The sequence below is a fragment of the Mycobacterium kansasii ATCC 12478 genome (genome assembly GCF_000157895.3).
GTDB classification, from domain to species: domain Bacteria; phylum Actinomycetota; class Actinomycetes; order Mycobacteriales; family Mycobacteriaceae; genus Mycobacterium; species Mycobacterium kansasii.
This window is the reverse complement of record NC_022663.1, coordinates 1,245,837-1,258,271: the sequence shown is the minus strand read 5'-3', so window position 1 is coordinate 1,258,271 and position 12,435 is coordinate 1,245,837. Positions and strand designations below refer to the sequence as shown.

The 12,435-nt window shown below is 63.6% G+C and carries 7 protein-coding genes, 1 tRNA gene and 1 pseudogene; 7 read left to right on the top strand and 2 right to left on the bottom strand.

Translation table 11 applies throughout. From position 1 onward, the window contains the following. Positions 1–156 precede the first annotated feature (156 nt). Positions 157–1,434, bottom strand: a complete 1,278-nt coding sequence (locus MKAN_RS05355) for a PPE family protein (RefSeq protein WP_023365948.1) — start codon at positions 1,432–1,434, stop codon at positions 157–159. Positions 1,435–2,320: 886 nt separating this feature from the next. Here MKAN_RS05355 and MKAN_RS32915 point away from each other — a divergent pair. Both MKAN_RS32915 and MKAN_RS05345 read left to right on the top strand, forming a co-directional pair. Beyond that, positions 2,321–2,898 (top strand): annotated as a pseudogene (locus MKAN_RS32915) (2-oxo acid dehydrogenase subunit E2); the annotation flags it as partial. 330 nt (positions 2,899–3,228) lie between these two features. Continuing rightward, the gene (locus MKAN_RS05345; protein ID WP_023365944.1) at positions 3,229–3,648 is read left to right on the top strand and encodes a PE family protein; all 420 of its coding nucleotides are present in this window, start codon (positions 3,229–3,231) and stop codon (positions 3,646–3,648) included. Between the two features lie 105 nt (positions 3,649–3,753). On the opposite strand, the gene MKAN_RS05340 is transcribed toward MKAN_RS05345, so the two are convergent. Continuing rightward, positions 3,754–3,827: transfer RNA gene (locus tag MKAN_RS05340), tRNA-Arg, on the bottom strand. Positions 3,828–4,014: 187 nt separating this feature from the next. Between MKAN_RS05340 and lipQ the strand changes: the two genes are divergently transcribed. The 5 genes from lipQ (at position 4,015) to MKAN_RS05315 (ending at position 12,399) form a co-directional block, all read left to right on the top strand. Further along, positions 4,015–5,268, top strand: a complete 1,254-nt coding sequence (lipQ, locus tag MKAN_RS05335) for an esterase LipQ (RefSeq protein WP_036392930.1) — start codon at positions 4,015–4,017, stop codon at positions 5,266–5,268. Positions 5,269–5,481: 213 nt separating this feature from the next. Then, positions 5,482–6,954, top strand: a complete 1,473-nt coding sequence (locus MKAN_RS05330; RefSeq protein ID WP_023365940.1) for a WS/DGAT/MGAT family O-acyltransferase — start codon at positions 5,482–5,484, stop codon at positions 6,952–6,954. Continuing rightward, the gene (locus MKAN_RS05325; RefSeq protein WP_023365938.1) at positions 6,951–8,729 is read left to right on the top strand and encodes an HAD-IB family hydrolase/lysophospholipid acyltransferase family protein; all 1,779 of its coding nucleotides are present in this window, start codon (positions 6,951–6,953) and stop codon (positions 8,727–8,729) included. The genes MKAN_RS05330 and MKAN_RS05325 overlap by 4 nt, the downstream gene beginning before the upstream one ends. Further along, a complete protein-coding gene (locus MKAN_RS05320; RefSeq protein ID WP_023365936.1) occupies positions 8,726–11,113 on the top strand; it encodes a glycerol-3-phosphate 1-O-acyltransferase in 2,388 nt (795 codons plus the stop codon). The genes MKAN_RS05325 and MKAN_RS05320 overlap by 4 nt, the downstream gene beginning before the upstream one ends. Positions 11,114–11,883: 770 nt before the next feature. Further along, positions 11,884–12,399: a single-stranded DNA-binding protein gene (locus MKAN_RS05315; protein ID WP_036392933.1), complete on the top strand. Its 516-nt coding sequence runs from the start codon at positions 11,884–11,886 to the stop codon at positions 12,397–12,399. Positions 12,400–12,435: the final 36 nt, after the last annotated feature.

The window sequence follows — 12,435 nt, the reverse complement described above, 5'->3', positions numbered from 1 at the left end:
TGGCTGCACAACTCCCAAATCGCCACCCCTGGTCGACGAAGCCCACGCCAGACCTGGAACGATTCGGTATGACGGCATAATCGTGTGGTCCGAACCGTCGAAAAGCGGTGTTATTTCACCATGAACTCTAAGCGGCGAGCAAACCATATCCGGATGTCAACAGGCCGGTAACATGGGCACTCGCGGGGGCTCACCCAATTCGCCACCTCCAACCGTTGCCAAACCAGCAGCCTGCGCCACGACCCCCTTGGACACGGTCCCGGCAAAGCCCGGCGTGCCGACACCTCGCTCAGTAGCCATCGCCGGCTCTGCGATTCCGCTGATGTGGTGTCCCGGAGAACCTCCCGACGCCGAGGCCATAGGTGTTGCCGCCGATGACGCTGACATAACCGTCAACGGCTCCACACCGCCGACGGCCGCGCCCGTCACAGGTGCGGCAACCGCAGCCGACATGGTGCTCGCGTTCGTGGCGGCAGCAGCCACTGAAGCCGACAGCGCCGTCTCGGCCGCCAAGGGACTCGCCAGCGTCGAAACAATCCCTGCGCTCAGGTGCGTGATCCAGTAGATCACCGCATTGGCGATGTCATAGCCCAGCACAAAAGGCATCATCATGAAGGCGAGAGCCATCACTGCGATAGCAAACCACGTGAGACTCAGATATTGTAATATATTCGCGGCGAAAGCCGAGTACCCCAGCAATTCGGCTAAGACGAAGGCAAACAGCCATAACGGCGATAGGATTATCACCGAAATTACAAAAAGCGTGAAAAATGGAACACCGATGATCTCTATCAACATGGTTTCCACCAAGCCCCACAGCAAACTCCATAGTGGAAACGGGTCATAGCCGAGCTCCTGACCAATTGCCGCGATATTGCTGGCCTCGCCGGTGCGGGATTTAATGATCACGGGTGCCGGCGGGGCGTGCGGCGCCGAGGCCAACGCTGCGGCACTGAATCCCTCATAGACACTCATCGTGGTAGCGGCCTGGATCCACATCCGCACATAATCGGCCTCGTTAAGCGTGATCGGGATGGTATTGATGCCGAAGAAATTCGTCGTGACCAGCAGCGCATGGGTTGCGTGGTTGGCGGCCAATTCGCCCATTGTCGGCATCGAGGCCAACGCCGTAGCGTAGGCCCCGGCCGCAGACTCGTGTGCGGCCGCAGCGGCGGCGCTATCGGCACTGGCCTGCATCAACCACGCCACATACGGCGCGTAGGCACCCACGCATATCCCGGAACTCGGCCCCCGCCACGCCTCCGCCTGAATGGCGCCCAATACCGTCGAGAGCTCTTCGGCCACTGATGCATACTCAGCACTCAGCGACGACCATCCCGCGGCAGCCGCCAACAGCGAACTTGGACCTGGACCGGCGCTCAGCAGGGCCGAATGCACCTCCGGTGGCGACGCAAACCAGATCGGCGCGGTCATGACAAACCGCCATAAACCCCGCCACCGGCCAGTGCCCGCTGCTCGTCGGCAGCGTCACTTGCCGACCGCGCCAAGCCTGCGGCGTTGTGGGGTGTCACCCTCGTTGCTACCGTGGCGACGGCAGGGGCCCAGGGCTCCGGCGGCAAGCTCAGCAACGCAGCCGCCATGCTTTCCGAACGCATGTTGCCCACCGGCACCCTCCGGTGAGGACACAGATCTAACCGGCACATGACAGACCCGACCCATGAGTTGCTGTCCCTGTCAAGAGTGTGCGGCCACGCTCGCCAGGGTGATTCCGTGCACGTGAGTGCCAGTGCTCCCAACGCCACCCAGGACATGTATATGCTGCGCCGCGATCGGGGCGCTCGGGTGGCGATCAAGGTTGGGTCGAAGTTGGTCGCGACGGCGCGGGCGCCGGTCTTGAGGCTCTGGTCGTCTAGATGGCCGTCGAGAAACATGTGCGCGCAACCTTTCGGTAGGACGGCGGTCACCCGGCCGCGAGTGCGTCGCTGTGTGCGTTTGTCCGACAACGCTGGGTGCTGCGTAGCCCGGGCTACCGATCCGATACGAATGACTGGTTAGCAATACAAATGAATTGTCTGTGCAACTATGATGAGCCGCTGGAACGCAGCGCAACCATCCCCCGAACGGGGGAAAATCAAACCCCCCGGATGGGGGGTCGTGTGTCCGCTGACTGGGGGACATCGGAGCCCTTGCGAGCGAGGGTCGGAAACGAGGAAAGCCCAGGAAGGCCGACGGGTCATTGGTCGCGCCCATGCCGTCGCATCATCGAAGGTTGGGTGCTGACGAAAACATCAACCACACGAAACATATGCGGTGAATACCGATCACCGAGCAGAGGTGCGCGCCGGGTCACGCTGCCGTTGCGGGCACTGGCCTGAGACGGGTGGGTGTACATGCTTACATGGCAGCGAAATGCCGTTGTTCCACAGGGAGATACCGACCGCAACGGCCACGCTGGAGGTGACGCGCACCGAGATTACCGTCTATGCACTGAGGTTGCGGCTGCCGGTTATCGCGTTGACTCGCAACGTTATTCTCAACTCAGCCTGGGCCGATTCGCCCGATGGTCCGCAGGTGCGTGCGCATCATGATGTGCATTGTGGCTTCGGTGTCGCCACCTAACGCGGGCTGCTGGTGCCGGTGAATCGACAATGAGCACACCAAGACCACCGGTGAAGTAGCTTGCGGGACAAATCAATTGATCATCACGGACCGCCAAGTCGCACTCATTCCGGCTGAGCTGCTACGTCTAGCGTTCCAGCTTCGGTGCGTCGGGTGTCGATGCCGGCGTTCCGATGATCAACCATCCCGAGGCGGCCAACCGACGGTGACCCTTATCTGCCTGTTGGACCATCGGGTCGTGGGCAGTGCCCAAGTGCTCAGTTCCTCTGCGAACTGCGTGATCTGATTAAGTCGCCCGAAACCGCCCTGATGGACCTGAAGCGAAATCGGAGCTCAAGTCCGCCGGACCGGCTGGCGTGGGAGGCCTCGCTCACCGTCAGATCGTCCGCGGCTCGGCGCCGGTGGGCGGCCTCGTCCGCAACGAGTACCTACCTGCGCGGGCGACCAGCGCATTTCATGATTGACGAATCGTTGCCGAAGGGGCGGCAGGCACCGTTGGTGGCGAAATGTCCGTCACAGTCGATTCACCCGTTGGATTAGCAACGCGTCAAGCTCTTGGGCCCGCGCGATGGGCGATGGAGTCGATCAGCGGATGCAAGTGGGTTTCCGCGCCGAGGCCTCGAGTACGCGGGTAGTCGAAGGAAAAGCATGTCCCTCGTGACCACGACGCCGGCACTGTTGACCTCCGCGGCAACGGATTTGACCGCTCTTGGGTTGAGCGTTGATGCGGCCAACGTCGCTGCGGCGGCCGCAACCACAGGAGTGCTAGCCCCGGCGGCCGAGGGGGTGTCGACGGCGATCGCCGAGCTGTTTAGCGCGCACGCTCGAAGCTATCAAGCCCTGACCGCTCAAGCCGCGACGTTTCTCGAGGAATTCTTGGAAACCCTGACTGCGGGTGCTCGGGCTTACGCAAGTGCTGAGGCCGCCATTGCGTCGTCACTGCAAGATCTAGTCAGCGAAGCGAACGCGTCCACCCAGGCGTTCGGGCGCTCGCTGATTGCCGGCGGCTCCGGCGTGGCTGGCGAACGTCTGAGCGAACCGACCTGGCAATCGGCGCCGCTGGTCTGAGCCCGGGTCGACAGCAAACGAGAATCACCGGAGGTGCACGATGAGGTCGAGCCGACCACCAACTCAAGTCACGCCTGACACAAGGACAACAAAGGTCACAGTCGGTGCCCCCGGCACGACTCGAACGTGCGACCTAGGGATTAGAAGGCCCTTGCTCTATCCACCTGAGCTACGGAGGCAATGCGCAGGTCAGTCTATCCAAACCGGGATTCAAGATCAGTCCCGGCGACACGACGGGTCTGAAAAGTCTTCCGCTACGCCGAAAATCGGTTATGGTGTGAGCCTCGACACACGTACAACACCGGCCGGTAAGCGGCCGTTAACCGCAACGACGCGTGTGCCCGACGTCGAGGGGTGGGCTTTGTGATGTGCATGGCCAGTGTGACTTCGCGGTGCTCACGTGCTGGTGCCGAGGCGCTGCGGCAGGGAGCGCAGCTCGCCGCAGACGCCAAAGACACCATTCGGTCCGGTGCCGTGCTGCTTCGGGGTTCGCCGTTCGCGCTCGGTTGGGTCGCGGGTTGGGTGTCCACAGAGTTTCCCCTGCACGTATTGACCGGACATGCGCTGTCTCGGGTGTCGCCCCCGGCGATCGGTCGGTTCGGCACCGCCTGGGCGGCGCAGCGAGCGGACCTGGCGCTCACCGCGGCTCTCGAGGAATCTTTTGGTCCGGACTTCCGTGACCTGGTATCGCACCCGAGCGGGGATCCTTCCGCGTTCACCAGGCGAGGCAGCCTGCTGCCGTCGGGGCCTCGCCGCCGCTACGCGGCCCAGACCTCCGACATTTCCTACGGTCCTGGTGGCCGGGCGCATCTGCTCGACATCTGGCGGCGTCCCGACCTGGCGCCGGGGCGCCGTGCGCCGGTGCTGATCCAGGTTCCCGGGGGTGCGTGGACGGTCAACGGCAAACGTCCGCAGGCGTATACGTTGATGAGCCGGATGGTGGAACTGGGTTGGATCTGCGTGTCGATCAACTACAGCAAGAGCCCGCGCTGCAGTTTCCCCGCACACGTCATCGACGTCAAAAGGGCCATCGCCTGGGTCCGTGAGAACATCGGTGACTACGGTGGCGACTCCGACTTCATCGCCCTCACCGGCGGATCAGCCGGGGCGCACCTGGCTTCCTTGGCGGCGCTCACTCCCAACGATCCGAGGTTTCAGCCCGGGTTCGAACACGCCGACACGACAGTTCAGGCGGTCGCGCCGTATTACGGGGTGTACGACTTCACCGACTTCGACAACATGCACGAGATGATGTTGCCGTTCCTCGAGCATTTCGTGATGAAGACCCGGTATGCCCAAGACCCGGAGCGATTCACCTCGGCCTCACCGATTTCCTATGTGCACCGGGACTCGCCCCCGTTCTTCGTGCTGCACGGCGACAAAGATCCACTGGCGCCGTGCGCGCAAGCAAGGGCCTTCTGCGCGGCATTGCGCGGGGCGGGTGCCACCACGGTGGCCTACGCCGAACTCGCCAACGCCCACCACGCTTTCGACATCACCCCGACGGTCCGATCCCGGCTGGCGGCCAATGCCGTCGCTGATTTCCTCGGGGTTGTGTACGGTCGGCGGGCCAGCTCGTTGCTGAGCACCCTGGCCCTGCAGGCGACTCCGGCCAGCTGAACTCATCGGGCGCAAGCCGAACTCGCGTGCCCTCGGAGGTCGTGTCGCGGGGGTCTCCGGCCACCGGAGCCAACGTGCGGATCCTCACTTTCACCGCCGCTGCAACCGGACTAGCGTTGTGTCTGCATTTCGGTTGACGGTCTGACGCAGGAGGCTTGATGGCGGTGACAGGTTTGGCGCGTCGAGTTATCCCGTCCTGGTGGGGTCGTGACCATGGCTGAACCCGTCGAGACCGCCGCATTGTCCGACGAGCTGGGACCCGTCGACTATTTGTTGCATCGCGGCGAGGCCAATCCGCGGACCCGTTCGGGGATCATGGCTCTGGAACTGCTCGATGCCACGCCTGACTGGGACCGTTTCCGGACCCGCTTCGAAAACGCCTCCCGACGCGTGTTGCGGCTGCGGCAAAAGGTCGTCGTTCCGACGCTGCCGACCGCGTCACCGCGCTGGGTAGTGGATCCCGACTTCAACCTCGACTTCCATGTGCGCCGGGTGCGCGTCACCGAACCGGGCACGCTGCGCCAGGTGTTCGATCTCGCCGAGGTGATTCTGCAGTCGCCGCTGGACATCTCGCGGCCGCTGTGGACGGCCACGTTGGTTGAGGGTCTGGCCGATGGGAAGGCGGCGATGCTGCTGCATGTCAGCCACGCCGTCACCGACGGTGTCGGCGGTGTCGAGATGTTCGCTGAAATCTACGACTTGGAGCGGGATCCAGCACCCAGGCCGACGCCGCCACAACCCATTCCGCAGGATTTGTCGCCTAACGACTTGATGCGCGAGGGTATCAATCATTTGCCCATGGCCATTGTCGGCGGTCTTTTGGGCGCGGTGTCCGGGGCGGTGTCGGTGGCCGGGCGAGCGGTTCTGGATCCAGTCTCCACGGTGTCAGGAATTGTGGGCTACGCGATGTCGGGCGTTCGGGTGTTGAACCGCGCCGCCGAGCCCTCGCCGCTGCTGCGGCGGCGTAGCCTGACCACCCGCACCGAGGCGATCGACATCCGCCTCTCCGAGCTGCACAAGGCGGCCAAAGCGGGCGGCGGATCGATCAACGACGCCTATCTCGCGGGTGTGTGTGGTGCGCTGCGGCGGTACCACGAGGCCCACGGCCTGCCGATCAGCACCCTGCCGATGGCGGTGCCGGTGAACCTGCGTGCCGAAGGCGCGGCGGCCGGCGGCAATCAATTCACCGGCGTCAACTTGGCGGCGCCGATAGGCACCGTCGATCCCGTGGCCCGGATGAAGAAGATCCGTGCCCAGATGACCCAGCGCCGTGATGAGCCGGCGATGAATATCGTCGGTTCGATCGCGCCGGTGTTGAGCATCTTGCCCACAGCCGTGCTCGAAGGGATCACCGGTTCGGTGGTCGGCTCGGACGTGCAGGCCAGCAATGTCCCGGTCTATCCCGGCGACACTTTCATCGCCGGTGCAAAAATCTTGCGGCAGTACGGTATTGGCCCGCTACCGGGTGTGGCGATGATGGTGGTGCTGATATCCCGGGGCGGGTGGTGCACCATCACCGCACGCTACGATCGGGCATCCGTGCGAAACGACGAGCTGTTCGCCCAGTGCCTGCTCGACGGTTTCGACGAGATCCTGGCGCTCGCGGGTGAGCCCGCGCCGCGGGCGATCCCCGCTTCCTTCACCGCCACGGCCGGTATGGCGTCTCGCTCGGTGTCGGGCTCATGAACACCTCACCAGAGCGAGGCGAACAACGCGAAACGGGTAAGCCCGCCAGCGATCTGCGGTTACCCGGCTCGGTCGCCGAGATCATGGCCAGCGCTCCGGGGCCGAAGGTCGGCGCGTTCTTCGATCTCGACGGGACGTTGGTCGCGGGCTTTACCGCCGTCATCCTTACCCAAGAACGGCTGCGGCGCCGCGATATGGGTGTCGGTGAGCTGCTCAGTATGGTCCAGGCCGGTCTGAACCATACGCTGGGACGCATCGAGTTCGAGGATCTCATCATCAAGGCGTCTTCGGCGCTGCGGGGACGGCAGTTGAGCGATTTGGAGGAGATCGGCGAGCGGCTGTTTCACCAGCGGATAGAGCCCCGGATCTATCCGGAAATGCGTGAGCTGGTCCGGGCCCATATGGCGCGTGGGCATACCGTGGTCCTGAGCTCGTCGGCGCTGACCATCCAGGTCGAACCGGTGGCCCGCTTCTTGGGCATCACCAACATGCTCACCAACAAGTTCGAGGTCAATGAAGACGGATTGCTGACCGGCGATGTGGTGCGGCCGATCTTGTGGGGGCCCGGCAAAGCCGCAGCGGTACAGCGTTTTGCGGCCGAGCACGGCATCGACCTCAAGGACAGCTACTTCTACGCCGACGGGGACGAGGACGTCGCCCTGATGTACTTGGTCGGCAATCCGCGGCCGACCAACCCCGAAGGCAAGATGGCCGCCGTCGCCAAACGCCGCGGCTGGCCGATTCTGAAGTTCAATAGCCGCGGCGGTGTCGGTCTGCGGCGGCAGCTGCGAACACTCGCCGGTTTCAGCACGATGTTCCCGGTCGCGGCCGGGGCGGTAGGCCTCGGTGTGCTGACCGGTAGCCGGCGACGTGGGGTGAACTTCTTCACCGCCAACTTCTCCCAGTTGTTGCTCGCCACCAGTGGTGTTCACCTGAATGTGATCGGAAAGGAAAACCTGACCGCAAAGCGTCCAGCGGTCTTTATCTTCAACCACCGCAACCAAGTTGACCCGGTTATCGCCGGAGCGCTGGTGCGCGACAACTGGGTTGGCGTGGGCAAGAAGGAACTGCAGAACGACCCGATCATGGGCACCCTCGGCAAGCTACTGGACGGTGTATTCATCGATCGCGACGACTCGGCGGCCGCGGTGGAGACGCTGCACACCGTCGAGGATCGTGCCAGAAACGGGTTGTCAATCGTGATCGCGCCCGAGGGCACCCGGTTGGACACCACCGAAGTCGGGCCCTTCAAGAAGGGGCCCTTCCGGATCGCGATGGCGGCGGGGATCCCCATCGTCCCCATCGTGATTCGCAATGCCGAGATCGTCGCTTCGCGAAATTCCACGACGATCAATCCCGGCACGGTCGACGTCGCGGTCTTTCCGCCGATCCCGGTCGACGACTGGTCTCTCGACGCACTCCCGGACCGTATTGCCGAGGTGCGCCAGCTCTATCTGGACACCCTGAAGAACTGGCCGGTCGACGAGCTGCCCGAAGTCGACTTTTCCGCAGAGCAAAAGGCGGCGAAGAAAGCACAGGCCGCGAGGAAGCAACCGGCCAAGAAGGCGACGGCCAGAAGCGCGGCGAAGAAGCAACCGGCCAAGAAGGCTCCGGCCAAGAGCGCTGCCAAGAAGGCCGCGAAGACCACATCGGGCAAAGCGAACCCCCGCCGCGCGTCGAAGGCCGCCGTCACCGATGGTGAGGCTCAACAGCCGGGCATCGACCAAGCCGATGCCCCCGAATCGTCGAGCCCTGGGCCCGAAGGACTGCCGTGACCAAACCGGTCGCCGACACCAGCGCAGTCCTCACTGCTGAAGACACGCTGGTGCTGGCTTCGATGGAATCGCCGGTCGAGATGCAGCTGATCATGCGTTGGCTGGATGAACAGCGGACCCGTCATCCCGAGGCGAAATTCGACGTTCTGAGGCTGCCGCCCCGCAATGCTCCAGCGGCGGCGCTGACCGCACTTGCCGAGCAGCTCGGGTGCGGGCCCGAAGCTGACTCCGAATGTCTCGAGGATCGATCGATTGTGCCGGTGCGGGTGTTCTGGCTGCCGCCACCGGATCGCAGCAGGGTGGCCAAGGTGGCAGGGCTGCTTCCGGGCCGGGATCCCTACCACCCCAACGCACGTCAGCAGCGCCGCATCCTGCGCTCTGACCCACGGCGGGCCAGGGTGGTGGCAGGGGAGGCCGCCACGGTCTCCGAGTTGCGCCAGCAGTGGCGCGACACCACCGTCGGCGACAACAAGCGCGATTTCGCCCAGTTCGTCACCCGACGGGCAATCCTGGCGTTAGCACGTGCCGAATACCGGATCCTCGGACCGCAATACAAGTCTCCGCGGCTGGTGAAGCCAGAGATGTTGGCGTCAGCGCGGTTTCGTGCCGGGCTGAAGAAAATCCCCGGTGCCACAGTCGAAGAGGCCGGGAGAATTCTCGATGAACTGGCCACCGGTTGGAGCCAGGTGTCGGTAGACCTGATTTCCGTCCTGGGCAAGCTGATCAGCCGCGGTTTCGATCCCGAATTCGACTACGACGAATACCAGGTCGCGGCCATGCGCTCCGCGCTGGAATCGCACCCGGCGGTCTTGCTGTTCTCCCACCGGTCTTATATCGACGGCGCCGTGATACCGGTGGCCATGCAGGACAACAGGTTACCGCAGGTGCACATGTTCGGCGGCATCAACCTATCGTTCGGCGTGATGGGTCCTCTGATGCGTCGTTCGGGGATGATCTTCATCCGGCGCAATATCGGCGACGATCCGCTGTACAAGTATGTGCTCAGGGAGTACGTCGGCTATGTCGTCGAGAAGCGCTTCAATTTGAGTTGGTCTATAGAAGGTACGCGGTCTCGCACCGGAAAGATGTTGCCGCCCAAGCTGGGACTGATGAGCTATGTGGCCGACGCCTACCTTGACGGCCGCAGCGAAGACATCTTGCTGCAAGGTGTGTCGATCTGCTTCGACCAGTTGCACGAGATCGCCGAATACGCCGCCTACGCGCGCGGCGCGGAGAAGACGCCTGAGGGTTTCAGCTGGCTCTACCGGTTTATCAAGGCGCAGGGGGAGCGCAACTACGGCAAGATCTATGTCCGTTTCCCCGAAGCAGTTTCGATGCGACAGTATCTCGGCGAACCGCACGGTCCGCTAGCTCATGATCCGGCTGCGAAATGGCTTGCGCTGCAGAAGATGACGTTTGAGGTGGCGTGGCGGATCTTGCAGTCGACGCCGGTGACCGCGACCGGATTGGTGTCTGCGTTGCTGCTTACTACCCGCGGGACCGCGCTGACGCTCGATCAGCTGCACCACACCCTGCAGGATTCACTTGACTACCTGGAGCGCAAGCAGACCCCGATGTCGACGAGTACGCTGCGGCTGCGTGCGCGCGAAGGAGTGCGTGCAGCGGTCGACGCATTGTCCAACGGACACCCGGTCACCCGGGTGGACAGCGGCCGGGAACCGGTGTGGTACATAGCGCCCGACGACGAACTGGCGGCGGCGTTCTATCGGAACTCGGTGATCCATGCCTTCTTGGAGACCTCGATCGTCGAACTGGCGCTCGCCCATGCCCGGCACACCGACGGTGACCGCATGGCCGCTTTCTGGGACCAGGCGATGCGGTTGCGCGATCTGCTGAAATTTGACTTCTACTTCGCCGATTCTGCAGCGTTTCGTGCCAACATCGCCGAAGAGATGGCCTGGCACCAGGATTGGGAGAGCCAAGTCGCCGCCGGCGCCGACGGGATCGACGCGATCCTTTATGCCAAGCGGCCATTGATGTCAGACGCGATGCTGCGGGTGTTCTTCGAAGCGTACGAGATTGTCGCCGACGTGTTGCGCGACGCTCCTCCCGATATCGGGCAGAAGGAACTGACGGAGTTGGCGCTCGGAGTCGGCCGTCAGTACGTTGCCCAGTCACGGGTGCGCAGCAGTGAGCCGGTGTCGACGCTGCTGTTTGCCACTGCGCGCCAGGTTGCCGTCGATCAGAACCTGATCGCGCCGGCTCCGGACCTGCTGGAACGCCGGATCGCCTTCCGGCGCGAACTGCGAAACATTCTGCGCGACTTCGACTACGTCGAGAAGGTCGCGCGCAACAAGTTCATCGCCCGCGAGTTCCGAGCACGTCAGGGGCACGCCGAGCACAAGTCCTCGGGCATCGCTTAGTCGAAGTGCCATGGTGCTGGCGTGCTCGCCGGGTCGACTGCCATGTCGCCGTATCGAGTGTGCTCAGGCTCGGCGGCGTCAGCGTTGCTCGCTCGACACCATCTGTCCCGCCGCAACCGGACACCCTGATTCACGTGACCGTCTGCGATGTGCCCCGCGCCGCATAACAGGTAGCCAACGCGACGGGGTCGCCGAAAAACCCTTTCAGCGTCAAGCCCAATCGCACCAGCCCGGGTTTCATCTCCCGCACCGGACGCGGCCCCATACACGCTTCCGGCGACAACCGAAGGCGTGCAACTGATTTGCCGCTCAAAGCTGAGCAAGACTGACACCTCACGCCGTGTGCAGACTCGTGTGGATGATGTGACAGTCGCAGCCGCGTCGTACAACGCGGCGCACCGGGATCAGCGCCGTCCGAGGTCATCCTGACGGAACACCCAAGGCAATGCGGAATCCAACGAACTCCAAAATCGTGCGCGCGCTGTCTCAACCGCCGTATGACGCAAGATCCGAGGCCCTGCGCCTAAACATCTGCATTACCAACCGACGCCGACTTGCCGTCTATAGAACATGAGACCAACGGTCGCGCAGGAGTTTGTCCCGGCAATCGGAGACACGGCAACATCGCGAGGCGGCCATCCCCAGTCATGGCTTCTTCCACAGGTTTACCTCGCCAGCGCGCTTTGTTGCTGACTTGTCGGTGACCCGGGGCTCAATAGGCATCGGCACGAGCACTACCTCGCACGAACGGGAAAGGAATGTGGAGTCACATGTTTGAAACGCAGCTGACCGTCGTCGGTCATATCGTCAATGACCTCCAGCGCCGGAAGGTCGGAGACCAAGAGGTCGTCAAGTTCCGGGTGGCCAGCAATTCACGCCGACGCACCAGCGACGGCGGCTGGGAGCCGGGAAACTCGCTGTTCATCACCGTCAACTGCTGGGGCAGGCTGGTCAGCGGCGTAGGCGCGGCGCTGGGCAAGGGTGCGCCGGTGATCGTGGTGGGCCACGTGTACACCAGCGAGTACGAGGACCGCGACGGCAATCGCCGGTCCTCGCTGGAGATGCGGGCGACGTCGGTCGGGCCAGACCTCTCGCGGGTCTTCGTGCGGATCGAGAAGCCCAGCTACACTGGCCCGAGTTCCGAGAACGCTCCGGCAGCCGGAATGACAGGACAGTCCGGGACCGTCGTGAACGACGACTACCTCGCGGCCCGGGTTGATTCCGTCCCGGACGCGGCTGCCGCCCAGAACGCCGCCGACCACACCGCGCTACCGCTGTCGGCTTGATGCCGGTGGGCGGTGCCTAGGATGGTCGGCGGGATA